We start from the raw sequence: 25,938 nt of genomic DNA, 5'->3' as shown, positions 1-25,938 counted from the left end.
ATTCATAGTTGATGTTTATTCTTGTGGCAGAAGATCCAATCCTAAGTCAATAGTATTGGCTGCATTCCATAAAACCGGCAGACCGTTTTCGTCATTTCCCATGAGAAGTCCGAGTAGGTTTTTAAATACAGTATTGTTAGCCATGCTTTCCGGCAACATTCCTTCCACTATCGGTTGCAGTCCGGGCAATAACTGAATGAAAGCAGTTGTCGACTCTTTGGTTAAGTAAAGATGGGTATGTCCGTCTTCCTCTTCTATATGAAAGATAATTCCTTCGGTCAGTAAGTAGAATACCTGTTGGAAGCTCGCCGTATCCATACTGGTTATGATACCGAGCAATGGATTGTCGATCATGGAGTTTACGATTCCGAGCAACAGTTTCAGTTGCACAGGATTGGATTGGGCAAGAGCTTCCATAATTCCGGAAACCAGTCCTGAATCGATAGGAGTTTCACTGTCCTTGGTTGCCAGACTGATAATTGCCGGTAAGTTCAGGTTTATTTTAAGTTTACCGCTCTCCTCTGTCCAAGTGATTAGATTAATAGGTGAAGCGGTCCATGTACGGTCTGTCAATGCATTATTGATATCTTTTTCTGTCAGTAAGCCGATCATAAACTTGGTGACAAATGTTGCGATGGTACCGACGTCTTTATCCGGATCTATGTTATTGATCGGTACGCTGCCGATGTAAACGGGACTCGTCGTATAATTGGCTACAAGGTTACCGTCGGGTTGTAGGGTGATTGTCTGAAGAAGTTGCGGTATGAAATAGCAAAGTGCATTTTGAATCAGTTTCATCCTTAAAAACAGTGTACTGCCCGCTTTGGTAAGTTCTACATCATCCAGATGGACATAGAATCCTCCGGTTAAGATTTCATTCGTTTCTTTCCATATATACTGTCCTCCACTGTAGGTGACAGTCATTTTCTTTCCTTTAGTGAAATTGGATATGCTATAACTTTTCTCCCATTTACTTTGCGGCATTACTACATCCAAATCTAGTTTCATTGTTTTCGGAGTGATGGCACCGCTATATGTCACGGTTGCTCCTCCCATCGTGATGTTCTTGCCGCTAAATGTATAAGAGTCTTCCTGTTCACACAGACTGATTGGAAGAGGAGTTTGTTTTTCTCCCGGGATAATGTCATTCAGTGTCAAGGTTCCTTTTTCACTGTCTTCTGTTTTAAAGTCGACAGTTTTTCCAACGAGTTTCTCCCCGCTGTAGGTCAGGTTTAAGGTAGCCGGTTTGATGTATGAGCCATACTCCTGGCAGAGTTCACCCGGCCAGAATAGCTTGTCATTATAGGTTTCCTCGCAAGATGTAAGGAGGAAAGCTGTACAAGCTACATAAAAAAGTCTTTTTAAAGTTCTCATTCTCTTCTAGGTTTTATTTCAACATATTTATTAAAACGATGCAAAGTACGGCTAATAGGTGACTGCCGTCAAGCTCCATTCTTGGGATTCAATATTCTATATTTGCTATTTTCTTAAATACAATCCTAATAAAGAAGAAAATAATGTTCTATTTGTAGGATATAATATACCATTTTTGAACTTGTTGCCCGGAATCCGGATGAAATGGATATTTTTGGTAAATTAAAAAAGAACTGACGATGACAACTAACGAATCCTTTCCTAAATTTGACCTTCCGGTTGATTTTATAGCAGATGACAGTATCACCGGAGATATCTTAAACTACTATGGTAATTTCCCCTGTAAAATAAAAGCCGGTGTCTTTGTGCTTTGTACGGAAGGGATGGTCAGAGCTACCATTAATTTGTTGGAGATTGTCATTCGTAAGAATGATTTCATCGTTGTTCTTCCTAATTCATTCATTCAGATACACGAAGTTTCGTCCGATACCCGTATTTCTTTTGCCGGTTTCTCGTCCGATTTTATGCTTTCGGGCAATTATGTGGAAATCCTGCTGGACTTTATGCCTATGATATTGAACAGTCCGGTCATTTCTCTGCAAGAGGATGTTGCCGGCTTATACCGGAATGTATATCTTTTACTGATTCGTGCTTATACACTCCCACATTCATTAGAAAATAAAGAGATCATACGTTCCGTACTGGCTATTTTTTTGCAGGGAACGAAAGAATTGTATAAACGCTATGGCAAGAAACTCGATGAACCTTTGAGAAGAGAACAGGAGTTGTACAGGCAGTTTATACAGTTGTTGATGGCTCATTATACTAAAGAGCATGAAGTGGCGTTTTATGCGGAGAAGTGTGGGGTTACTGCGGCACATTTCTCAAGTGCCATCCGTCGGGCAAGCGGATACAGTCCGTTGGCAATCATTACAGAAATTATTATTATGAATGCGAAGGCCCAATTGAAAACCACCCGGTTGCCGGTGAAAGAAATAGCTTTCTCGTTAGGCTTTAACAATCATTCTTTTTTCAATAAATACTTTCGTAAAAAGGTGAAGATGACTCCGCTGGAATATCGCGAGAAATAAATCTGCGTCTGCTTAAAATTGGACTATACATAAAAATGGGATGTTTTATACCTTCTCCCTGCTGTCAATCAGAGCCGGTATGCAAGAGGTTGATAAAAAATCGCTTAAATATGTATCAGGGAAATGCGAAAAGACAGCGCTTTGCTGATGGAAGATCTTTTTGGTACTTATTTGCTTTCAGAGTCGGAGTAAATGAATGATTCTTTTCCTATTATATAGCTATTTGCTATATAAAGAATCAATGGATTCTGAAGTGAAATAACTTGGAAATGGCTCTTCTTTCAGCCCAAAAATCCTTTCTCACCGATGAACGCTGGCTTGGTCGGTGAGCAAGGATGCGTTTCTCACCGACCAAGCCTGCGTTTCATTAAAAGCAAGGGTGCATTTATACCATAAAGACCGTCTGTTTTTTCTTGTATTTATGCATAATAAGGGGCTGTATGTGTATAATCTTGCATTAATTTATGCATTTTATTCTCTGCTTGATTTGATTCATAGCCACTGTCAAACGGTAGAATCTTAAAAATAGAACAAAACTGTTTACCGTTGAAATCCGTTCTTTGGTCGATTCTATTTGGAGGAAAAAAGCTGCAGTCTTACTTTTGTTTCGATAACATGGAGTAATCCCGGAAAATAACTGCTTAAAAAAGCCTCAGAAGCTATTCGTAGCTAATGAGGCTTTTTATTTATAAAGGATGGGTACTCGTTTATTTGATTCCCAGTTTTTTAGCAATCTCTTTAGGCAGTGCGTCTTTGTGTACAAGAATATTCATAGTCTTGTAAGCAACGAATGCTTTGGAAGCATACCAGATACCATTGTATTTGCCTGATTTACCCCAAGAATTCTTCACCATGAAGTATTCTTTTCCGTTTTGGTCTTTAGCGATACCGTAGATTACCATTCCGTGGTCGTCCGTAGTTTCCCAATTGTCGAAAGCAACTTGGCGCATTTCTTGAGTGACGTCGATTTCCGGGTATGGTTTGGTTGTCATCATTTGACGTTTGTTAGCAGCAGTCAGGCCGGTCCAGCGAGCCATATCCGAACCGGAAAGTTCAGATTCTTTGTTTACATCTGGCATAACGGCGATACCGTCACGTGTGAATCCCTGTTCGCTGACGTCACTACCCCATGCAAAAGTATAACCTTTCTTTACAGCATTGTCCATTACAGCCATCAGCTCTTCGATAGGCAGGTTGTAGGATAAACCATTGCGCCAATTATCCTGAATCTCGATTGCGAATTGAGAATAGAATGGATGATGTGTATAAGAAGTCAGTGATACATAGTCGTCACAGTTCAATCCCAGTGATTCAGAAAAAGTCTTCGGAGTATATTCTTTGCCTTTGTATGTGAACTTCTCCGGGCATGCTCCCAGATAAGTATCATAAATAGCGCTTAGTCCGTTTTTCCATACCGGAGTCAGTTTGCTCAACTTACCTTTCGCAATAGCATTGATGTAACCGGAAGCAACAGCATCCAGTTCGTTATGCACCGGCAACGTGTCACCGTACATGATACCCGGCATCACCTCTTGAGGAACAATACCATAATTCTTGATGCAGTACATTACATCATAAAAACTTCCGCCCGGGGAGAAAGAACTGTCACCATGATAGCGTACATAGTTTACTCCGCGATCCTGCATCGTTTTGTGTACGACAAACATTTCAGACAGGTCATACTCGCCTTTACCTAAGCGAAGCAATTCTGATTCAATGAATCCGAGAGTTGAGAAACTCCAGCAAGTGCTCGAACGATTTTGATTCTTGATAGAAGTAATCGGGTTTTCTTTCACTGTCGTGAAAACAAAACCTTCTTCAGGTTTTGCATCTTGTGCCATGATGTTTAGGCTGAACAAGCCTAAAGCAGCAATAAGGATTGTCTTTTTCATTCCTATGAAATTAATATTAAATTGTTTTGGCTACAAATATAGGAAAGTTTCACCACAGATTACACAGATTTACACAGATTATTTCACCACAGAGGACGCAGAGGACACAGAGGAAGATAAAGGAAAATTGAGATCAGGACAGACTGCAGGAAGCAGTTACCGCTCTAACTACTGGATTTACGACCCTTTGACAGACCTGTGAGATGGGGAGGATTTGACCGATTTCGAAGGAAGCACACGCTCGAAAGCTGTATGTTTTTCTACCGGAAAACGGGGAATTATAGCTACAGGAGGATCTTCCACTTATTATTACGATGATACCTGGGAGTTGAAACCATACGAATATGAAGAGAAATAAAAAAGTAATAGGTGTTAGTTGCTTTGTCTTACTGCTTTTAGTGGGAATCATGTATGTGTATGTGCATCCGGTAAATAGATACCGTTTGGAAGTGACCCGGGTTGGAGGTAGTGGGTACGGCTATAAAATTTATGAGAGAGAGCGTTTGATAATTGTTCAACCTTTTTTATTGGCACAATCATGCCACCTTACTGGCACGACTGTGTCAATATGGTGGCACTGGAGTGCCAATACGATGGCACAAGGTAAAGCATTAAGTACAGATTATTTGTTCTCTTCTTCTTTGGGTGCTACTACATAATCTTCTTTAATAAACTCATCATACACACGCTTGGGATGATCGAATGGAGCGGTTCCATTCTTCTGTTCATTGAAGTTTTCCCTGCGGAATTGTTTCAGTTTCAGGTTATCTTCTGCATACTCTCTCAATTTCTTATGCTCATTTCCGTAGAGCGAACTTTCAGTCACGTCAGAATTGAGCAGGTTTTCTTTAGGAGTAATAGTAGGTAGGAGCACTTGTTCCAACAGACCACGATAGGCACCGTTATATTCGCACCATACGATATCGTTGGTTACAAATATACGATAGGAGTACTTTGACCATGCGGTTTTGATTTCAATAGATGTAGCATAAATTTCAATGGTAGCTTCTGAACCATACGCTTGGTCACGGATCACAACGGTCGTCCGACCGCTCAGTTCTTCCTTCACGGAAGTTTGCCACTTATCAGAGTGTAAGATTTCTTCGATAATTTCCGGCAAATTTTCTTTAATCTCAAACTGTATTCTCATGGTGCTTGCCTGCGGGCAGGACTTTTTTGATTTTTTCCTCCTTAAACAATTAAGCTAGCCTAAAGTTACATAGATTGAAGCAAAAAAACAAGATTTTGTTTGAGAATTTGTTATTTTCGCCAAACTATCTGCCTTTTTCGTTTGTTTTTACCATAAATATGCACAAATCGTAAAAATAAAGTTTATGCGGAACAGGGCCCGGAAGAATTATGTCATTTATGTACTGATGTTACTCCTGTTTGGAGGGTTGATTTATGTTGCTATTGAAGAGGGTGACCGGTTTTCGCACTATGCGGTAAATGCGCAGAACATGGTACAGGGGAATCCATTCACTATGTTTCTCCAGTTTATACAGGATAATCTTCATCATCCGCTCACTACCTTGTTGATTCAGATTATAGCCGTACTGCTGATGGTGCGTCTTTTTGGCTATTTGTTCAGTCTGATCGGGCAACCGGGAGTGATTGGAGAGATTGTTGCCGGTATTGTGTTAGGACCTTCCGTACTCGGCTTTTTCTTTCCGGATGCTTTTCATTTCCTTTTTCCGGCACACTCGCTTACCAATCTTGAACTGTTGAGTCAGGTGGGACTGATCCTTTTTATGTTTGTCATCGGTATGGAGCTGGATTTCAGTGTACTGAAAAATAAAATCAATGAAACGCTGGTGATTAGCCATGCCGGAATCCTAGTACCCTTCTTTCTGGGCATCTTGTCTTCTTACTGGGTGTACGAAGAATATGCAGCTGCCCAAACTCCGTTTCTTCCATTTGCTTTGTTTATAGGTATTTCTATGAGTATCACCGCTTTTCCGGTATTGGCGCGCATCATTCAGGAGCGGAATATGACGAAGACTCCTTTAGGGACGCTGACCATTGCTTCCGCTGCCAATGATGATGTGACAGCCTGGTGTCTGTTGGCAGTGGTGATTGCTATCTCCAAAGCAGGAAGTTTTGCCAGTGCACTTTATTCAGTGGGGCTGGCAGTTGTCTATATTGCGGTCATGTTTTTGGTCGTTCGCCCATTTCTGAAGAAAGTGGGAGAAGTATATGCCAACCGGGAAGCAATCAATAAAACATTCGTGGCATTTATTCTGCTCATTCTTATTATTTCTTCTTGTCTGACCGAAATTATTGGTATTCATGCACTATTCGGAGCCTTTATGGCAGGGCTAGTGATGCCGTCCAATCTGGGTTTCCGGAAGGTGATGATGGAGAAGGTGGAAGATATTTCATTAGTCTTCTTTTTACCTCTGTTCTTTGCCTTCACCGGATTGCGCACGGAAATCGGTTTGATAAACAGTCCGGAGTTGTGGATGGTATGTTTACTGTTGGTGACGGTTGCTGTTGTCGGCAAACTGGGTGGATGTGCCATTGCCGCCCGTTTGGTGGGTGAGTCGTGGAAGGATAGTCTGACGATAGGGACATTGATGAATACACGGGGATTAATGGAGCTTGTCGCTTTGAATATCGGTTATGAAATGGGAGTTCTTCCTCCTTCTATATTTGTAATTTTGGTCATTATGGCGCTAGTTACGACCTTTATGACTACTCCTTTGCTTCATTTGGTGGAACATATTTTCGTACGTCGGGAAGAAAAATTATCTTTGAAGCACAAATTGATATTTTGTTTCGGGCGTCCGGAATCCGGGCGTGTGTTGCTTTCCATTTATGATTTGTTATTTGGGAAGCAGTTGAAGAAAAATCATTTGATTGCAGCACACTATACGGTGGGCACGGATCTGAATCCGTTGAATGCCGAACATTATGCCAGCGAGAGTTTTGCTTTGCTCAATCAACAGGCAGCGAAATTGAATATCCAGGTAGATAACCATTATCGGGTGACAGACAAACTTGTACAGGAAATCATCCACTTTGTCCGTAACGAACATCCTGATATGCTGCTTTTGGGAGCCGGGAGTCATTATCGTTCGGATATGCCGGGAACTCCGGGAGCAATTTTATGGTTAACGCTCTTCCGGGATAAGATTGATGAGATTATGGAGCAGGTGAAGTGTCCGGTGGCCGTATTTGTCAATCGTCAGTATCGGGAAGGCACGACGGTCAGTTTCGTATTCGGCGGAATGATTGATCTGTTTCTTTTTTCCTATTTGGATAAGATGTTGCAGAACGGACACTCGGTACGTCTTTTCCTTTTTGATACGGACGATGAAGAGTTCCGTGGACGCATTGACGATTTGCAGGTGCGTTATCCGGAACAAACGATGATAGTGTGGTTTGCGGGAGTAGAAGATTTAGTGACTGAAGAGAAAGACGGGTTATTGATAATGAGCCATCTTTCTTATACGAAATTATCCGAGGATGAGGCTGTGATGCGTGAATTGTCATCTTTGCTGGTAATCCGCCGGAATAAGAATACGGGAGATAAAAATGAAGGACTTGAAAATTGATGAATCTACGGGATTAGTGTTGGAAGGCGGGGGAATGCGTGGAGTATTCACCTGCGGTGTGCTTGATTATTTTATGGATCACGATATCCGGTTTCCCTATGCGATAGGAGTGTCTGCCGGTGCGTGCAACGGGTTGTCGTATGCATCACGGCAACGGGGACGTGCCAAGTACAGCAACATTGACTTGTTGGAGAAGTATGATTATATCGGTCTGAAACATTTGCTCAAAAAGCGTAATATACTGGACTTTGATCTGTTATTCAATGAATTCCCCGAACATATTCTTCCTTACGATTATGAAACATATTTTGCTTCACCGGAACGTTTTGTGATGGTGACTACGAATTGCATCACGGGAGAAGCCAACTATTTCGAAGAGAAAAAAGACAGTCGCAGGGTGATTGATATTGTCCGCGCATCCAGCAGTCTCCCTTTTGTATGTCCTATTACTTATGTAGACGGGGTTCCCATGCTCGACGGAGGAATTGTAGATTCCATTCCTTTGCAAAGAGCCATTACGGATGGCTGCACGAGAAATGTTGTGGTACTCACCCGTAACCGAGGGTATCGGAAAGATTCGAAAGACATTCGTATCCCTTCATTTGTATATCGGAAATATCCGAAGTTGCGCGAAGCGTTAAGTCGGCGGTGTGCTGTTTATAATGAGCAGTTGGAAATGGTAGAGCGCATGGAGGATGAAGGACAGATTATTGTTATTCGCCCGTTAAAACCTGTAGCCGTAGACCGCATCGAGAAAGATGTGCAAAAGCTGACAGAGTTTTATCAGGAAGGGTACGAATGTGCGAGAGCCTTACTTGAAGAATAAAGTTTCCATAGTTGAACAATAGACAGGCTCTCCATGCTTTTTTGTTTTTCTTGAATGTCAGATAGGATAATTGGGCGTGTTCCCTTTTCATTTCGAATGGGTATATTGTTCAGCAGCCTTTTTTAGTTTCCTACCCATCAATTCTACCAGAGTCTTCGGATAAAGAACTTGTATTCCCTCGGCATATCCGAAGAATACTCGTTCTAACTCATGGTTGATGACGACTTCAATTTCCAGTATGACACTTCCGTCAGCTAATCTTTCCACCACTTGCTGGCTGCGGTGTATAGGCTTGGTTATGATGTAAGGTGCTTCGGCAGCCGCTACCTTGAAACCGACTTTCTCCGCTACACTTCCAGTGTTTTTAGTGACTCCTACCAGATCATCGAAGAACGTGTTCGGATCGAAGAACGTATTTTTTATGTAATGTTCTTGTGGCAGAACCTCCAATGATTGTATTCTGTCCAAAGCTAAATTTTGCAAGATCCGTCCGTTTCCTCTGACACCATAAACGAACCATCGGTTGCGATACTCTTTTAATAGATAAGGATAAAAAATAAAGCTGTTGGCCGAACGTGCCTTGAACGAACGATATTTGAGCTGTATCGGATGCTCGTTTACAATCGCGTGATAGATCGTATCCAGATAATCCAGTCCTTTCAATGATTCATTCTTTTCAAAGTCAATGACAGGAGTGGTTTTCATCCGGGCAGAAGCAACGTGATCTTCCAGGCGGTTGATAATATCGCTCATTTCCGTAAAATAGGAGAAGCCTTTAAACTGCCTCAACACTTCCACTGCTTCCGACATCGTTTTCAGGTCTTGTTCGTTCAGCGGAGTTTGTGTAATGCTGTATTCCGGATCTTCGTATTTATAGTATTTATTTTCGTACACCACAATCGGAGCGTTATAACCCAGCTTCTCGCTGCGCATCATCTGTATATCCATTTGTACCGTACGTTTGCTTATGCCTTTATCGATGCCTTCGTATTCATAAAGGGCATCCGAGCAAGCATCTACCAAATCTTCCAACGTCCAGCGTCGATAAGGATTACGCAGACAGTTATCAATTGTTTTATAACGGATTAAGGCATTTCTATTTGCTGGCATAAGTAGAAGAATAAAGATTGGCTTCAAAAGTAGAAAAATAAATTCAGGAAAACAAAGAGGTTACAGGTCTTTATTCTTGGATGATAAAAGAAAATTCTTAGGATTTGTATCAAATTTGATACCCTTTGAAACAAAGTTTATAGGCGAAGGCGAAGATACCCCCTATCTTTGCCTTCGTCTATTTTGGATTAAAAGCTTGTATAAACTAGGAATACTTTGTTGCCATGAAAACAAACCCTTGGATGAAACTATGTAAAGGTGCAATACTTGCATTGGCAGTCTCTTACGGACTGACTTATTGCCACACCACTAAAAGCAAGTTGACCTTGGAACAGAAAGGGGATAGCCTGACTGTCATCCACATTACCAATCCGACTAATTATATATTGCTTCCTATAGAAGAGGAAGCTGCGGAAAGTCAGGTTCTGCTTGATACCGGAGAGGCTGCGGATACCGATATGGATATTCGTCTGGCACAGACTCAAGTGGACTATTTTGTTCCCTTTGCTTTGCCTGCCGGAGCGAAGGCTGCCACCGTCCGTGTTCGTAATAAATCAAAGGATGCACTTTGCTGGAAAGAAATCAAGCTATCTGATACTTTTGATACAGCCAATACGGAAAAGTTCCGCCCTGTTTACCATCATACTCCTCTCTATGGCTGGATGAATGATGCCAACGGATTGGTGTATAAAGATGGAGAATATCATTTGTATTTTCAATATAACCCTTACGGTTCTAAATGGGGAAATATGCATTGGGGACATTCTGTCAGTAAGGACCTTGTACATTGGGAACATTTGGCCCCAGCTATTGCCCGTGATACATTGGGACATATCTTTTCCGGCAGCTCTATTGTCGATCAGGAGAATGTAGCGGGGTATGGAGTAGAGAGCATCCTGGTTTTTTATACTTCTGCCAGTGACAAAAACGGGCAGGTCCAATGTCTTGCTTTTAGCAAGGATAATGGACGGACATTTATTAAATATGAGAAGAACCCCATCTTGTGCCCTGCTGATGGTTTGAGAGATTTCCGTGACCCAAAAGTGTTCCGGTATGAACCGGAAGATAAATGGGTGATGATTGTCTCCGCCGATAAAGAAATGCGTTTCTATGACTCTAAGAATCTGAAGGACTGGAACTATATGAGTAATTTCGGAGAAGGATACGGGGTACAACCTTGTCAATTTGAATGTCCGGACATGGTGGAACTTCCGGTGGATGGAGATCTGAACCGTAAGAAATGGGCATTGATAGTGAACGTCAATCCAGGATGTTATTTCGGAGGAAGTGCCACTCAATACTTTACAGGAGACTTTGATGGAAAGAAATTCAGTTGTGACAGTCAGCCGAATGTCACGAAATGGTTGGATTGGGGCAAAGATCACTATGCTACCGTTTGTTTCTCAAACACTGGAGAACGAACGATTGCTGTTCCTTGGATGAGTAACTGGCAATATTGTAATATTGTTCCGACAAAGCAATTCCGTAGTGCTAACGCTTTGCCGCGTGAGTTAAGTCTTTATACACAAGACGGTGAAATTTATCTTTCAGCAGCTCCGGTACCGGAGATAAAGACTCTGCGAAAAGAAAAGAAAGAAATTCCGGCATTTACGGTTGCCAATGATTATCATATTGATTCTTTATTGGCTGATAATGATGGTGCTTATGAACTGGCATTGGAAATTACCGTCGGGGAAGCGGAGATTATGGGATTCAGCCTCTTTAATGATAAAGGGGAAAAGGTGGATATCTACTTCAATCTTCCGGAAAAGAGATTGGTTATGGACCGGACGAAAAGTGGTATCGTGGATTTCGGAAAGAAGAGTGTACCTCATGAAATAGAGGTTCACGACCGTAGAAAGACGACTTCCATCAATTATATAGATGATTTCGCATTAGCTACCTGGGCACCGATAAAGAAAGAGAATAAATATACGTTGGATGTCTTTGTTGATAAATGTTCTGTAGAAATATTCCTGAATGGAGGAAAGGTAGCAATGACTAATCTTATCTTTCCATCGGAACCATACAACCGTATGTGTTTTTATAGCAAAGGAGGTTCATTTCAAGTAGATTCATTCAATGCGTATCGGTTGGGTTTATAATAGAAGTAGAAGTTACACAATAGATGTTTGCATAGATTCAGTGAAAGCAACAAGTATTGATTGCTTTTTAAGGATTCATAGGTTAGATTTATAAGTTAGGTTTTGTAGATTAGAATTAGGTGTTTGGTAGCTGTCAGATGTGAAATCCGGCAGCTACTTTTTATTCATCAATTATTCATCAATTTCAATTGTATATCCTCCTTGGAATATCTCTTCCGGTTGTAAGTGCTGTATCCAGTCTTTATCTTTATATTCACCAGTATAATGTGCGCGGTCGCAACGTCCGTACCAAGGTTCGATGCAGACGAAAGGAGCATTCTTTGCAGGTGGAGACCAAAGACCGACTACCGGAGCGTTAAAATGTAAACTAAGATAAGCCTGTTTCTCTTTATTATATAAGGTAACTTTACGGACCTGTTCATTTTCCAGTATCAAAGCATCTTTATCAAAAGTATGCGTGTCCAGTGGTAATAATCCGTCTGTCAACTCTAAAGAATATTCTGTGGAAGGATCAGCGCATCCCTTTTCTGAAATGAGAATATATTTCAAACCGTTTTCCTTGTCAAATCCGAAGAACCCTCTTTCAGAATTGCTTGCATCGAACTCCGGCCAATAGAAAGCTGGATGTGCCCCAATCTGAAAATACATATCCTTTTCACCGCTATTCTTTACTTCCCACATAACCTCAATTTTCTTTCCCTGGATGCGATAGCCTATTTCCAGACAGAATGAAAAAGGGTATTTATGCAAAGTTTCTTCATTGCTGACAAGGCGGTAACGTACTTCATCCTCTTTTTCAGAAATAAGAGTAAATTCCATGTCACGGGCAAAACCATGTTGAGTAAGCGTATAAGGAATCCCTTCATTCCGATACTCATTTTCCCATACGCTCCCTACAATCGGGAATAGGACAGGAGAGTGTCGCTTCCAAAAAGCAGGATCGGCTTGCCACAGATATTCTTTTCCATTGGCGACGATGCTGCAGAGTTCAGCTCCGTGAGGAGATACTTGAATCGTGAGTTGTTTGTTGGAGATTGTTTTCATATCGTTGATTTTTTCAGTTGACTACAACCAGTAGTTAACTCCATTTTTTAAGTTCTTATCACCTGCAAAGGTAATATTTTCCATACTTACTGGAGAATAGATATTCTATAATTCTTCTATTTCGAAGAATAATGTATAAAACCCTATAAAATAGCGTTCTATGCAACAAATGTTATAGCCTTTGAAACATTTTTTTCAGTCGTTTGATATAAATCAACCGTAATTTGCATCATCGATTTAGTAAAATTCGTACTTTTAATTTAATAACATCAAACTAATGCTTAGTATTATGAAGAACAAAAAACTTCTTTGTAGCGTTTGTTTCCTGTTTACTTTCATGTCAGTCCTTTGGGGGCAAAACATAACAGTGAAAGGAAACGTTACTTCAAAGACTGATGGTCAACCAATTATTGGTGCTTCCGTAGTGCAAAATGATTCTAAATCAACTGGAACTATCACAGATTTGGATGGTAACTTTACTCTTAGTGTACCAACGAATGCATTATTGGCAATTTCTTATATAGGATATAAAGAAGTAATTATTGCCGCTAAACCTTCATTGAAGATAGTGATGGAAGAGGATGCTAAGATGATTGACGAAGTGGTTGTGACAGGTTATATGGCTGAAAAGAAAGCCAGTCTGACAGGTTCGGTAGCTGTAGTGAAGATGAAAGAGGTGGCTGACATACCTACTGGTAATGTGATGTCAGGTTTGCAGGGACGTGTAGCCGGTATGAACGTAACAACTGATGGTAAACCCGGAGGTGGTAACACAGATACTAAGTTACGTGGTATTACTACCATCAACAATTCTTCTCCTCTTTATGTAATAGACGGTGTTCAGACACATGATAATGTGGCTTCTATTATCTCATCCAATGATGTTGAATCCATTCAGGTGTTGAAAGATGCAGCTTCGGCTGCCATTTATGGTGCGCAAGCTGCCAATGGTGTCATTATTATCACCACAAAACGTGCTAAGGAAGGCGATGTAAAAGTAAGTTTTGATATGTCGCTCACTGCCCAGACTTTTACTGGTGGTATTGATATGCTTGACGCTTACCAATGGGGTGATGTGTATTGGCAGGCTTATAAAAATACTTTTGGAACCAATCCCAATAGTGTAGTATATGGAAATGGAGAAAAGGCCCAACTGCAAGAATATTATTTTGACCAGAATGGAGTGAAAATAAAGTCGGGCAACACTGATTGGGCAAAGGAAATATTTGGTACGGCTTTAATGCAAAATTATAATCTTTCTCTTTCTAAAGGGTTTAAGGATGGGAATGTGGCTCTTACCTTAAATTATATGAATCAGGATGGTCTTTGCCGTAATACAGACTACGAACGTTTTAATTCGCGTTTAGCCTCTAATTTTCGCTTTGTAGATGGTAAAGTGCGTGTGGGTGAAAGTATTTCGGTGAATCACTGGTTGGAGCATCTTAATCCTGCCGGTATAGAAGAATTGGTTATTGCCCAGCATCCGGCCATTCCTGTGTATGATGAAAATGGAGGGTATGCCGGTGGCTATGTGGATATATTGGGGGATAAGCCGAATGCCATTCGCTTGACAGACAATGAAGCCAATAATCGTCACAAAAGTTGGCGTATCTTTGGCAATGTTTATTTGGAAGTGGAACCCATTAAAAATCTAGTGTTGAAGAGTCAATTTGGTTTGAACTATACTACCGGTTTCAACTCAACTTTCGTCCCCAAATGGAGTGAAGCCGATCGTAAGGTAGATGTAAATGAACTGACCGTACGACAAGATAATAGCGTGCAATGGGTATGGTCGAACACTGCCAATTATAGCATAGACCTTGGGAAGAACAATATCAGTGCAGTGATAGGAACTGAAGCTAAGAAAGAGAATGGTGAACATTTACAGGGATATGGTCGCGGATTGGTGATAGAAGATCTCGATTATCGTTACTTAGACACTGTAACTGAAGGAAAAAGTGTGAGTAACAATGCGTCTACCTATGCTATGGTCTCTTACTTTGGTAAGGTGAACTATGCGTTCGATGATAAATACCTTATATCAGGAACAGTGCGTCGTGATGCCTCTTCACGTTTCGGTAAAGGGAATAATTCTGCTATCTTTCCTTCAGTATCAGCCGGTTGGAGAGTATCGCGTGAAAAATTTATGGAATGTACGCAAAACTGGCTTTCAGATCTTAAATTGCGTGCATCGTGGGGGATAAATGGTAATGATCAGATTGATAACAATGCTACTTACAACCTCTATTACACTAACATGTCCAATGGCTCATACAATTTCAATGGGGATGGTACAACGGTATTGCCCGGAGTACAGAAAGACCGTTCGGGTAACAACGACCTGAAATGGGAAGAGACCAAACAACTGAACTTTGGTATTGATGCTGCTTTCTTTGACAACCGTTTGGGACTGACACTGGATTATTTTCAAAAAAAGACTACTGGTATGTTAATCCAGAAACCTTATATAGGAGTGATCGGTGAAGGTGGATATAAATGGTACAATGCTGCCAGTATGGATAATAGCGGTGTGGAAGCAACCTTTACTTGGCGAGATGAAATAAAGGATTTCAAGTATGATATTTCGTTCAACCTTTCCTATTATAAAAATGAAATTACCGAACTTCCGGATGTAATCAAATATACTTGGGGAGGTGGTAATGGTGTGGACAAAACTATTGTAGGTCAACCTTACGGATCATGGATGTCCTATAAAGCTGATGGTGTATTCAAAACAAAACAGGAGGTATATGAATACCTAAGTAAATATGATGTACAGATTGGTGCTCCCGGCGTAGGACGTATTCGCTACAAAGACCTTAACGGTGATAACATTATCAATACTGCTGATATGGATTGGCAAGGGAGTGACCAACCTAGATTTATTGGTGGTTTGAACATCGGTGCATCTTACAAAGGATTTGACCTTTCTGTATTCTTCAATGGTATGATTCGCGATGCATGGAACAATTCCAAGTTTTATACCGACCTTTTTCAAGGTTGGACAGGTAATCACTCTGTACGTTTGATGGATGCAATGCATGCTTGGAATGCTTATGAGCAAACCGGAGTTTATAATTGTGATATCCCTGCATTGACTGTGGTTGATAATAATGTAGAAACACGCAGTTCCACTTTCTTTATTGAAGATGGTTCTTATGTGAAGTTGAAAACTTTAACTGTGGGTTATACTTTCCCGGATAAGTGGATTAAGAAAGCGCATCTTTCCAATTTGCGTTTGTATCTGCAAGCACAGAACGTTTTTACGCTGACTAATTATACGGGGGCCGACCCGGAAGGATTGGGCTATTCATATCCCCAACCTCGTACCTATACATTTGGTCTATCACTTGGTTTTTAATTTTTATTCTAAATACAGAACATTATGAAATTGAAATATATCTTTGCAGTAGGTGTGATGGCACTATTGGCAAGTTGCGATGAGAGTCGTTTTCTAGATATTAAACCTCAGGGTACACTCAATGACGATTTGTTATCATCGGCCGATGGTGTAGAGCTTTTGGTTACTTCAGCTTATGCCGGATTGAAAGGTCCTAATCGTGATATGCACTGGGTGCCGATGACCAATTGGACGTATGGTGAAGTACGTTCGGATAATGCCTACAAAGGTGGTGGCGGTGTAAATGATGGAGACTTTTGTACGCTGCTTGAAACCTTTAAAATAGATGCTACATGGAGCAATGCCGACGAAAAATGGTTTCAACTTTATTGTTGCTTGCAACGTTGTAACAGCGCATTGCGGGTAATGAATACGCTTGATGAGAATGCTTTGCCGATGATTAAAAGTCGTAAAGCCGAAATGAAAGTGATTCGTGCACACTTCTTCTTTGAACTGGTTCGCCTTTTCAAGCAAGTACCTTATTTTGATGAGAATGTGGAAAATGATGACTATAAGTACATCCCCAACAATCAGTTTACCCGTGAAGAACTTCTGGGTAAAATAGCACAAGAATTTCTTGATGCTGCTAACGATTTGCCTGATACTCAATCTCAAGTAGGGCGTGTCACTAAGAACATTGCTTATGCTTATGCTGCCAAAGCTAGACTTTATCAGGCTTACCGACAAGATGATAATAACCAAGTGGTTGCTATTGATAAACAATTGTTAGCTGAAGTGGTGACTCTTTGCGACAAAGTAGGTGCGCAAGGAAAGGCATATACTCTTTTGAACGATTTTCAGAAACTTGATCAATTGGAATATGAAAATGGGGTAGAGTCTGTGTTTGCCGTACAATATTCGATGGATGATGAAACCGATGGTGCCGGGAATATAAACTGGAGTAATCTGTTGAATGCTCCTAAAGGTCCTTATGGTGGTGACGGATTTTTCTTACCCAGTCAGAACTTGATCAATGCCTATAAGACAGATAACTATGGATTGCCTTTGTTTGATACTTTCAACGCCGATGACTATGGAATATACGAAGGAAGTGAGCTCACCAACATTGATGCAACTGTGGATCCTCGTTTGGATTTCGTTACCGGTCGTCCTGGTATCACTTGGAAAACATATACCGTTGAGCCTTGTAAAGCAAACTGGATACGTAACAGCGGTGAATATGGCTTTAATTGTACAAAGCGCTTCTACATCTCGCCTGAAAGTGAAGATATGTTCCAAGGTTGGCCTTGGGGAGCTTCTCATCTCAACTGGCAGATAATCCGCTATGCTGATGTATTGTTATGGAAGGCTGAAGCCTTGATAGAGATTGGCGAAGCTACCGGACTGGAAGAGGCTCGCAAAATTATTAACCGTATTCGTCTGCGTGCCAAAAATAGTCCTTATGTAAAAGACTTTAAACATTCCGAACAGGATGCAGCTAATTATCTGATAGGCGAATATCCTGCTGAGGGCTGGAGTCAGGACTTTGCCCGCAAGGCATTACGTTGGGAACGCCGTATGGAGTTTGCTATGGAAGGTGACCGTTTCTTCGACTTGGTACGTTGGGGGATTGCTGCGGAAACCATGAACAGTTACATTAGTGTGGAGCAGAATAAGCGCGTTTATTATCGTGGTGCTCGCTTTGTTCGTGGTAGAGATGAATATTTGCCTATTCCCAATGCACAATATAACTTCTCTGAAGGCAATTATGTGCAGAATCCCGGATATGGTAAGTTTAACTAGTATAAATTCCTTAAATATAAATATGATGAAAATAAAAAGATATTTGCTTAGCACTTTCTGTCTGTGTTTGTTCACGGCTTGCGATAGTGATGATAATCTGTTGTGTTATGGCACTCATACTGAAATCGAAGGCGATGTTACCACATTCGGAGCTGTTGGCGATGGAAAGACGGATTGTTCGAAAGCCATTAATAGTGCTATTGCTTCCTTGCCTTCCGAAGGGGGAGTAGTGGTTATTCCTGAAGGTGATTTTGTGCTCGACGCTCCCATTGTGATTAATAAGCACAATGTGACATTCAAAGGGTTGAATCCCGGTATGCGTAGCAATATTGATGTGAATGGAATAAATGAGTTGTTGGGCCCTGGTGGCGGAAGTAAATTGGTGGCGCGTAATGCCGAAGCTGCTATAAAAGTAGAGACAGGCGTGAAGGGTGTAAAGATTATGAACCTGATGGTGTCCGGTGGTACGGAAGCTAAGAACATCGGCATACACTTTGCCGGTACGAGTGATGATGGAATGCTTTCTAATATTATTGGTATAAATTTGCATACAGGCGTCAAGATAGAACAAGCGAAAAACATGCAGATAATCAATTGCTGGGTATGTGAGCTTCCCAATAGTATGGTGCTGATTGGTGGCGAGAATATTAATATCAAGAATTGCCAACTGGGTGCTCAGCCCACTGGCATAACCTGTAAGGCGCAGGGAGTGAACAAACTTTCGTTTGTTAATAATCAGGTCTATCCTGACGGGCGTGAAAATTTAGTGCTTGATGGTTGTAATAACTGTATTGTTGAAGGTAATAATTTTAAAAGCTACTACAATGGTATTCTCGTGTTGAGTGGTAATGATAATCGGGTAAATAAGAATATTTTTTGGCTTACCGGAGCTCTTCAAAATCAGATGCTCGACCATGGTGATGACTTTGGCATAATCAATGTAAAGGGTAACAACAATATGTTTGTATCCAACAGTTTGTCATGTGAATGGGCTTATACTGATGCTGTGGCCGTAAATGCTACTCAAGGAACAGGAAATGTGTTCAAAAACTGCTTTATAGATAATTTGGAGAGTTATCGGGTATTCCTGGTGAACTCAGGAACTGAAGTTTCTAATTGTGTATCATCTGATAAGGTGAGCATAGTAGAATAACCTCCTCAACATACACCATTATTAATATAGTAACACCATGAAGATAAATAAATTCTTAATAAGCGGAATGCTCCTGATGTTGGGCACATCTTGCAGCAATGACGATACCTATACTCTCTGTGATGAATGTAACGGTCAGAAGATTATAGACATAACCCAATTCGGACTTCCAACCGATGGGTCCACTGATTGTGCTGATCTTATAAATGCTATTATAGCCGATCTTCCGCCCGAGGGAGGAACGATACTTATTCCCGAAGGTACTTTTCGTTTGGATAGTCCCATTCAACTTACGCGTAATTTCGTAACATTGAAAGGTGTGAACGATGAAGCGGTTACTGCTGCTGCCGATACGCGGGAAAGTCGTCTGGTGCTTGGAAATGCCGAATATGCGTTACACGTTGCCCCTGTTGCCGATATAGACGGACGCAAAAACCGCATTAGCGGTGTGGAGGTAAACGGACTTACGCTTGTGGGGAAGGGGGACCATCAGGGAACCGGAATTTATGTAGAACATGATAATGACCGCCTGCACTTCTTCAATATTAAAATGGAAAATATGTACCAGGGCATTAAACTCCAAGGGTGTGACGCCATAACATTAGCTCGGATAGATGCAACCGATGTAGTGAATGGCATTGATATGAATGGTGGCATACAGAATATGGTAACCAATTCTGTATTCGGCTCAACACAGGGCGGTGTAACGGCACGTATTTCCGGAGAAAGTAATCTGATATTTTCTCACAACAAACTAACGGCAAATGATGATCGCTGTGCTAATTTTATAGGTTGTAACCGGGTGAATATCTCGGATAATGAATTTACAGGAAACAAAATGACTTTCTTTGATATAAGCGGACAAAACAATCTGATAAGCGATAACTTGTTCACTGTAAACAGAAGCGAAAATCAACTCAATGGCAAAGAAGCAGACTATGGCGTGATTCATGTGAAAGGCGAATATAATCATTTCACATCGAACACCATTCAGGTGTCTTGGAGTGACAATATAGAAAACCCTGTGACTGTAAATGCTGCGGAAGGTGAAAATAATCGTTTCGCAAGTTTCACGATAGAGAATACGAGCAGCAATCAGGTATTTTATATCAGCGAGTCGTCCGAAGTGATAGATTGTGGAGTGACGGAAGAAAATATAAAGGTGAAACCTTCCGAAGCGCAGGATTTGACAAATGCAGCTTACGTGATAACGTATGATACTCCCGAAGAGATAGAAGATGATGATGAAAAAGCTTCCTATGCGTGGTTCAAGAAGCAATTTGTAAATGGTAAAGTCATTACTTCCGCTACATTGACTGATGAGGACCTTTCTGCTTATGATGTTATTTGGGTACATATAGACCGTGTCGGCATTGGAGCAGGATGGGATAAATTACCTTTGTCTGCTGATGCAATTGCCGCGTTGGCTACTTATTATAAGAATGGCGGAAATCTGTTCTTAAGCAATCATGCGACTCAATTGGTTGTACCATTTGGACGTACCGAACGGCTACCAGGAATATTTGCAGATGGTGAAGGAGGAGATGGGGCAGACATTTGGACAATTAATGCCAATATCGGAATGGAGTATGATCATCGGGCTCATCCGGTTTTTGCTGGTATGGTTACTTCTTCCCAATTCCCCCATGAAACATTCCCGTTGATCGGGCCTGGACGGCGTGAAGACCATAACTGTATGTGGGACTTGAATTCTTATGGCTTCCCCGCTCTTTATCCCAATGCAGGAAATGTGGTGAAAGCGTTTGAAGAAGAAAATAAAGCTACCGTTTTGGCGACTTGGGGACACGTAACGGATTATTGTTGTGCCGGAATGGTAGAGTTTGCTCCGACAGCGGAATATCAAGGTACATGTATAGCTCTCGGTCTGGCTGCTTACGAATGGAATCAGAATAGTAATATAAACGTTTATCAAGATAATATTGTGCTCATGACGAAGAATATATTACATTATCTAAGCGCTAAGAAATAGATCGGTAACATTTTTTTTATCTTTTGAAACAAAAGTGATAGGTGTAACTATCCGTTGCACCTATCTTTGCATGGTGACAAATAGAAGACATTGAATATTAATAATTAACTCTAATACCATCTGACATGAATGTATTATTCTCGTTTAAACAAGTACAGACCTTTTTGACTATTCTGGTTATGATGATTTTCTCATTTTTGGATGCTTCGGCCGATACTTCTTCCTTATTAATAAAAGATTTGGGTGAAGGACATTGCCTGGTACAGATAAATACAAATCAACGTTATTTGCTTTTACCTGTAGAGGAGGTAATGCCTGATGTACGTGTCAGCATGATCGTTAATAATAAAGAGGTGAATGTTGCGGATGTTCGTCTGGCAGTGAACAGAGTGGACTATTTTGTTCCGCTGGATCTTTCGGCTTATGCTGGTAAAAACATACTGTTGAAATTTAAATTAGGCTCGAATGATCCTATACGGGGGAAACTTTCTGCTGTTTGTTGCAAGGAAATGAAATTGTCCGACACGTTCGATACGGGCAACCGTGAAAAGTTCCGTCCTACTTATCATTTCTCACCTCTTTATGGGTGGATGAATGATCCTAATGGAATGGTATATAAAGACGGTGAATACCACCTTTTCTATCAATACAATCCTTATGGTTCCAAATGGGGAAATATGAGTTGGGGACATGCTATCAGCCAAGATCTTGTAAACTGGAAACATCTTCCTGTAGCTATTGCTCCCGATGCATTGGGGACAATTTTCAGTGGCTCGGCAGTTGTCGATTTTGATAATACAGCCGGTTTTGGTGCAGGTGCCATTATCGCCATCTATACACAAAACAGTGACCGACAAGTACAAAGCATTGCTTACAGTACTGACAACGGACGTACTTTCACCAAATATGAGAATAATCCGGTACTGACGTCCGAAGCGCGTGACTTCCGCGACCCGAAAGTATTTTGGTATGAAAACACCAAACGCTGGATCATGGTATTAGCAGTAGGGCAGGAGATGCAGATATTCTCTTCTCCTAATCTGAAAGATTGGACCTTTGAAAGTCGTTTCGGTGAAGGGCAAGGTGCACATGGTGGTGTTTGGGAATGTCCCGATTTGTTTGAACTTCCAGTAGAAGGTACCAATGATAAGAAATGGGTGCTGCTTTGTAATTTGAATCCCGGAGGTCCTTTCGGAGGAAGTGCTACTCAATATTTTGTAGGCTCCTTCAACGGAAAAGAGTTTGTAAACGAATTCCCTTCCAAAACCAAATGGATGGACTGGGGAAAAGACCATTACGCCACCGTAACTTGGAGCGATGCTCCCGACAACCGCCGTATCGCTATCGCATGGATGAGCAACTGGCAATACGCAAACGATGTTCCTACCTCCCAATACCGTAGCCCGAATTCCGTTCCCCGTGACTTGAGCCTGTTTACCGTAGATGGTGAGACTTACCTCCAATCAGCTCCCTCTCCCGAACTGCTGGCTTTGCGTGATGCTTCCAAGAAACGCTCGTTCAAAGTAAACGGAACACGCACAATCAAAGAAATGATTCCCGGCAATGACGGTGCATACGAAATAGAATTGACAATCGAAAATCAACGTGCAGACGTAATCGGCTTCCGTCTCTACAATGACAAAGGCGAAGAAGTGGATATGCAGTATGACATGAAAGAAAAGAAATTCTCAATGGATCGTCGCAAGAGCGGAGAGGTCAGCTTCAATGAGAATTTCCCGATGTTGACCTGGACAGCAATTGAACAAGGTGGAAACGAGGAACAAGGCGGCAAAGAGGCATTGAAACTCCGTCTGTTTGTGGATAAATCCAGTGTGGAAGCCTTTGGAAATGGTGGACGTTTTGTGATGACCAATCAGGTATTCCCTTCGGAACCTTACAATCATATCAACTTTTACAGTAAAGGAGGAGCTTATAAAGTAGATTCGTTTGTGGTTCATAAGTTGAAGCCATAAATATCTCTTGTTCGCCCTATGCGCTCTTTATTTGTTTCCCTATGGATGAATACATCTTTCCTTAAGGGATAGTAGGTGGATAGTAGGGATATACTTGTGTTAAACCTACGGTATTACTGATTCGTCACGGCCGTGACGAATTCCTACCACGGCCGTGGTAAGTTAGTAATACCGTAGCTTCAAGGTTACTATGCCGTAGGTTTAAGATAAAGATACCGTAGGCTTGAGGTATTGATGCAATAAGGAGAGCGTGATTCATATAGGCGACGAACAGATAACTAACGGTAAGTACCCACACGACTAACATCAGATTGTAAATTGAATCATATAACTGCATGATATAAATAGAATAAGTACTCATGCAAAATATAATTTTATATTATTAGGCACGGATTACGCGGATTAGACGGTTGCTATCTGATAGCCATCATTCAAGAAGCCGTGTAATCCGCCTAATCCGTGCCTAAATTTATGATATAAACAAATGATGATAACATATTTAGATAAAAAAAACAATGGAAAACAGTAAAAACTCTTCCCTTTCCAAACTAATCCCGGTGATGCTTTGCTTCTTTGCCATGGGATTTGTTGACCTGGTAGGCATTGCCTCCAATTATGTAAAGGCAGACCTCGGTCTGTCGGACTCGCAGGCGAATATCTTCCCTTCACTGGTATTCTTCTGGTTTCTGATTTTCTCCGTACCCACAGGCATGTTGATGAGCCGCATCGGTCAGAAGAAAACCGTATTGCTTAGTTTGCTTGTGACTTCTGCTTCTTTGTTATTGCCGGTTTTCGGAGACAGCTATATGCTGATGCTGATTTCTTTCTCCCTTCTGGGCATCGGAAACGCGTTGATGCAGACTTCCCTGAATCCGTTGCTTTCTAACATCGTACGTGGCGACCGTTTGGCAAGTAGCCTGACTTTCGGCCAGTTTGTGAAAGCCATTGCCTCTTTCCTTGCTCCTTATATTGCCATGTGGGGAGCGACACAAGCCATTCCGACTTTCGATTTAGGCTGGCGCATCCTGTTCCCGATTTACATGATTGTAGCCGTTATTGCTATCCTGTTGCTCAATGTCACACAGATTAAAGAAGAAAAAGAAGAAGGCAAACCGTCTACTTTCGGACAATGTCTCGCTTTGCTTGGCAAACCGTTTATCCTGCTTTCTTTTATCGGTATCATGTGTCACGTTGGAATTGATGTGGGAACAAACACCACTGCCCCCAAGATTTTGATGGAACGTCTCGGCATGGGCCTTGATGATGCGGCTTTTGCAACAAGCCTTTATTTCATCTTCCGTACGGCAGGCTGCTTCCTCGGTTCTTTCATTTTACGTAAGATGTCACCGAAGTCTTTCTTCGGCATTAGTGTTGTGATGATGCTGATAGCGATGGCAGGTTTGTTTATGTTCCATGACAAGACAATGATTTATGTATGCATCGGCCTGATTGGTTTCGGCAATTCCAATGTGTTCTCCGTAGTCTTCTCTCAGGCATTGCTTTACCTACCGGGTAAGAAAAATGAAGTTTCCGGTCTGATGATTATGGGACTGTTCGGCGGCACGGTATTTCCGTTGGCTATGGGAGTAGCATCCGATGCCATGGGACAGAGTGGGGCAGTAGCCGTAATGACAGTGGGCGTGCTTTATCTCTTGTTCTATACATTCCGTATTAAAAAATAATTTTATAACTTTGGAAACAATAAAATCCGTAGATCATGAATAATATAATCGTAGGAATGGGCGAAGCACTTTGGGATGTGTTGCCCGAAGGAAAGAAAATAGGTGGTGCTCCGGCAAACTTTGCCTATCATGTATCACAGTTTGGTTTTGATAGTCGCGTGGTGAGTGCCGTGGGCAAGGATGAGTTGGGAGACGAGATTCTATACGTATTCAACGAGAAGAAACTGAAAACGCAGATTGAACAAGTGGATTATCCTACCGGTACGGTACAGGTAACACTGGATAACGAGGGAGTGCCTTGTTACGAAATCAAAGAAGGCGTGGCATGGGATAACATACCTTTCACGGATGAACTGAAACGTTTGGCATTGAGTACGCGTGCCGTTTGCTTCGGTTCCCTGGCTCAACGTAATGAAGTGAGCCGTGCCACTATCAACCGTTTTCTGGATACGATGCCCGACATAGACGGACAACTGAAAATCTTTGATATTAATCTCCGCCAGGACTTCTACACCAAAGAGGTATTGCGCGAATCTTTCCGCCGTTGCAACATTCTGAAGATAAACGACGAAGAACTGGTGACCATCAGCCGTATGTTTGGCTATCCCGGCATCGACTTACAGGATAAATGTTGGATTCTGTTGGCAAAATACAACCTGAAGATGTTGATTCTGACTTGCGGAATTAATGGCAGTTATGTGTTTACCCCGGGTGTTGTCTCTTTCCAGGAGACGCCGAGAGTTCCGGTTGCCGATACGGTGGGGGCAGGTGATTCCTTTACGGCTGCTTTCTGTGCTTCCATTCTCAATGGAAAACCGGTACCAGAAGCTCACAAACTTGCCGTTGAAGTTTCTGCTTATGTCTGCACGCAAAGCGGTGCAATGCCCGAACTTCCGCAGGTTTTGAAAGACAGGCTGATGTAATTTCTCTATTGATGTAAATGTAGGGACGAAAAGAATCCAAAAGTGAAAATCCTTCTTACTACGGTATGTTGTAGT

General features: G+C 41.6%; 17 protein-coding genes and 1 pseudogene. 13 read left to right on the top strand and 5 right to left on the bottom strand.

The window, feature by feature from the left end; translation table 11 throughout:
- Nucleotides 1–15: 15 nt before the first annotated feature.
- Entirely contained in the window at nt 16–1,374 is a 1,359-nt protein-coding gene (locus BXY_RS06995; RefSeq protein WP_015531551.1) for a DUF4925 domain-containing protein, read from the bottom strand.
- 239 nt (nt 1,375–1,613) lie between these two features.
- Between BXY_RS06995 and BXY_RS06990 the strand changes: the two genes are divergently transcribed.
- Nucleotides 1,614–2,465 (top strand): helix-turn-helix domain-containing protein, encoded by an 852-nt coding sequence (locus tag BXY_RS06990; RefSeq protein ID WP_004314250.1) that lies wholly within the window; start codon nt 1,614–1,616, stop codon nt 2,463–2,465.
- Nucleotides 2,466–3,172: 707 nt separating this feature from the next.
- On the opposite strand, the gene BXY_RS06985 is transcribed toward BXY_RS06990, so the two are convergent.
- Nucleotides 3,173–4,357, bottom strand: a complete 1,185-nt coding sequence (locus tag BXY_RS06985; RefSeq protein WP_004314251.1) for a C1 family peptidase — start codon at nt 4,355–4,357, stop codon at nt 3,173–3,175.
- A gap of 133 nt (nt 4,358–4,490) precedes the next feature.
- Here BXY_RS06985 and BXY_RS23505 point away from each other — a divergent pair.
- Nucleotides 4,491–4,715, top strand: a pseudogene (locus BXY_RS23505) (hypothetical protein); the annotation flags it as partial.
- Nucleotides 4,702–5,016: a hypothetical protein gene (locus tag BXY_RS06975; RefSeq protein ID WP_008025926.1), complete on the top strand. Its 315-nt coding sequence runs from the start codon at nt 4,702–4,704 to the stop codon at nt 5,014–5,016. The pseudogene BXY_RS23505 and the gene BXY_RS06975, both read left to right, overlap by 14 nt.
- Here BXY_RS06975 and BXY_RS06970 read toward each other — a convergent pair.
- Nucleotides 4,980–5,507 (bottom strand): hypothetical protein, encoded by a 528-nt coding sequence (locus BXY_RS06970; protein WP_004314253.1) that lies wholly within the window; start codon nt 5,505–5,507, stop codon nt 4,980–4,982. The two genes, BXY_RS06975 and BXY_RS06970, sit on opposite strands and share 37 nt — an antisense overlap.
- 184 nt (nt 5,508–5,691) lie before the next feature.
- Between BXY_RS06970 and BXY_RS06965 the strand changes: the two genes are divergently transcribed.
- Both BXY_RS06965 and BXY_RS06960 read left to right on the top strand, forming a co-directional pair.
- Nucleotides 5,692–7,914 (top strand): cation:proton antiporter, encoded by a 2,223-nt coding sequence (locus BXY_RS06965; RefSeq protein WP_015531548.1) that lies wholly within the window; start codon nt 5,692–5,694, stop codon nt 7,912–7,914.
- Nucleotides 7,895–8,740, top strand: coding sequence for a patatin-like phospholipase family protein (locus BXY_RS06960; RefSeq protein ID WP_004321607.1), 846 nt, complete (start codon nt 7,895–7,897; stop codon nt 8,738–8,740). Before BXY_RS06965 ends, BXY_RS06960 begins: the two co-directional genes overlap by 20 nt.
- 87 nt (nt 8,741–8,827) lie before the next feature.
- On the opposite strand, the gene BXY_RS06955 is transcribed toward BXY_RS06960, so the two are convergent.
- Nucleotides 8,828–9,850, bottom strand: a complete 1,023-nt coding sequence (locus BXY_RS06955; RefSeq protein WP_015531547.1) for a helix-turn-helix transcriptional regulator — start codon at nt 9,848–9,850, stop codon at nt 8,828–8,830.
- 224 nt (nt 9,851–10,074) lie between these two features.
- Between BXY_RS06955 and BXY_RS06950 the strand changes: the two genes are divergently transcribed.
- The gene (locus BXY_RS06950) at nt 10,075–11,955 is read left to right on the top strand and encodes a DUF4980 domain-containing protein (protein ID WP_015531546.1); all 1,881 of its coding nucleotides are present in this window, start codon (nt 10,075–10,077) and stop codon (nt 11,953–11,955) included.
- Nucleotides 11,956–12,126: 171 nt separating this feature from the next.
- Here the strand turns inward: BXY_RS06950 and BXY_RS06945 are convergent, their stop codons facing one another.
- Complete coding sequence (locus tag BXY_RS06945) at nt 12,127–12,999, bottom strand: aldose 1-epimerase family protein (RefSeq protein WP_015531545.1); 873 nt, start codon at nt 12,997–12,999, stop codon at nt 12,127–12,129.
- A 277-nt stretch (nt 13,000–13,276) separates the two neighbouring features.
- Between BXY_RS06945 and BXY_RS06940 the strand changes: the two genes are divergently transcribed.
- From BXY_RS06940 to BXY_RS06910, 7 genes are all read left to right on the top strand, one after another.
- A complete protein-coding gene (locus BXY_RS06940) occupies nt 13,277–16,360 on the top strand; it encodes a SusC/RagA family TonB-linked outer membrane protein (protein WP_134993003.1) in 3,084 nt (1,027 codons plus the stop codon).
- Between the two features lie 24 nt (nt 16,361–16,384).
- On the top strand, nt 16,385–18,142 hold the full coding sequence (locus BXY_RS06935) for a RagB/SusD family nutrient uptake outer membrane protein (protein WP_015531543.1): 1,758 nt from the start codon (nt 16,385–16,387) through the stop codon (nt 18,140–18,142).
- Between the two features lie 22 nt (nt 18,143–18,164).
- Nucleotides 18,165–19,295, top strand: coding sequence for a glycosyl hydrolase family 28-related protein (locus BXY_RS06930; RefSeq protein ID WP_015531542.1), 1,131 nt, complete (start codon nt 18,165–18,167; stop codon nt 19,293–19,295).
- Nucleotides 19,296–19,332: 37 nt separating this feature from the next.
- A complete protein-coding gene (locus tag BXY_RS06925; RefSeq protein ID WP_015531541.1) occupies nt 19,333–21,285 on the top strand; it encodes a DUF4960 domain-containing protein in 1,953 nt (650 codons plus the stop codon).
- 125 nt (nt 21,286–21,410) lie between these two features.
- A complete protein-coding gene (locus BXY_RS06920) occupies nt 21,411–23,258 on the top strand; it encodes a DUF4980 domain-containing protein (protein WP_004300992.1) in 1,848 nt (615 codons plus the stop codon).
- Nucleotides 23,259–23,773: 515 nt separating this feature from the next.
- Nucleotides 23,774–24,940, top strand: a complete 1,167-nt coding sequence (locus tag BXY_RS06915) for an MFS transporter (protein ID WP_015531540.1) — start codon at nt 23,774–23,776, stop codon at nt 24,938–24,940.
- Nucleotides 24,941–24,975: 35 nt separating this feature from the next.
- Nucleotides 24,976–25,863, top strand: a complete 888-nt coding sequence (locus tag BXY_RS06910; RefSeq protein WP_015531539.1) for a carbohydrate kinase family protein — start codon at nt 24,976–24,978, stop codon at nt 25,861–25,863.
- The last annotated feature ends 75 nt before the right edge of the window (nt 25,864–25,938 follow it).

The sequence above is a fragment of the Bacteroides xylanisolvens XB1A genome, assembly GCF_000210075.1.
Taxonomy (GTDB): Bacteria; Bacteroidota; Bacteroidia; order Bacteroidales; family Bacteroidaceae; genus Bacteroides; species Bacteroides xylanisolvens.
The sequence above is the reverse complement of the archived record's forward strand: the minus strand, read 5'-3'. Positions and strand labels throughout refer to the sequence as shown.

What these genes read in the sequence shown, in the direction of transcription:
- BXY_RS06995 (WP_015531551.1), bottom strand. Translation starts at nt 1,374, where the DNA reads ATGAGAACTTTAAAAAGACTTTTTTATGTAGCTTGTACAGCTTTCCTC.
- BXY_RS06990 (WP_004314250.1), top strand. Translation starts at nt 1,614, where the DNA reads ATGACAACTAACGAATCCTTTCCTAAATTTGACCTTCCGGTTGATTTT.
- BXY_RS06985 (WP_004314251.1), bottom strand. Translation starts at nt 4,357, where the DNA reads ATGAAAAAGACAATCCTTATTGCTGCTTTAGGCTTGTTCAGCCTAAAC.
- BXY_RS06975 (WP_008025926.1), top strand. Translation starts at nt 4,702, where the DNA reads ATGAAGAGAAATAAAAAAGTAATAGGTGTTAGTTGCTTTGTCTTACTG.
- BXY_RS06970 (WP_004314253.1), bottom strand. Translation starts at nt 5,507, where the DNA reads ATGAGAATACAGTTTGAGATTAAAGAAAATTTGCCGGAAATTATCGAA.
- BXY_RS06965 (WP_015531548.1), top strand. Translation starts at nt 5,692, where the DNA reads ATGCGGAACAGGGCCCGGAAGAATTATGTCATTTATGTACTGATGTTA.
- BXY_RS06960 (WP_004321607.1), top strand. Translation starts at nt 7,895, where the DNA reads ATGAAGGACTTGAAAATTGATGAATCTACGGGATTAGTGTTGGAAGGC.
- BXY_RS06955 (WP_015531547.1), bottom strand. Translation starts at nt 9,850, where the DNA reads ATGCCAGCAAATAGAAATGCCTTAATCCGTTATAAAACAATTGATAAC.
- BXY_RS06950 (WP_015531546.1), top strand. Translation starts at nt 10,075, where the DNA reads ATGAAAACAAACCCTTGGATGAAACTATGTAAAGGTGCAATACTTGCA.
- BXY_RS06945 (WP_015531545.1), bottom strand. Translation starts at nt 12,999, where the DNA reads ATGAAAACAATCTCCAACAAACAACTCACGATTCAAGTATCTCCTCAC.
- BXY_RS06940 (WP_134993003.1), top strand. Translation starts at nt 13,277, where the DNA reads ATGCTTAGTATTATGAAGAACAAAAAACTTCTTTGTAGCGTTTGTTTC.
- BXY_RS06935 (WP_015531543.1), top strand. Translation starts at nt 16,385, where the DNA reads ATGAAATTGAAATATATCTTTGCAGTAGGTGTGATGGCACTATTGGCA.
- BXY_RS06930 (WP_015531542.1), top strand. Translation starts at nt 18,165, where the DNA reads ATGATGAAAATAAAAAGATATTTGCTTAGCACTTTCTGTCTGTGTTTG.
- BXY_RS06925 (WP_015531541.1), top strand. Translation starts at nt 19,333, where the DNA reads ATGAAGATAAATAAATTCTTAATAAGCGGAATGCTCCTGATGTTGGGC.
- BXY_RS06920 (WP_004300992.1), top strand. Translation starts at nt 21,411, where the DNA reads ATGAATGTATTATTCTCGTTTAAACAAGTACAGACCTTTTTGACTATT.
- BXY_RS06915 (WP_015531540.1), top strand. Translation starts at nt 23,774, where the DNA reads ATGGAAAACAGTAAAAACTCTTCCCTTTCCAAACTAATCCCGGTGATG.
- BXY_RS06910 (WP_015531539.1), top strand. Translation starts at nt 24,976, where the DNA reads ATGAATAATATAATCGTAGGAATGGGCGAAGCACTTTGGGATGTGTTG.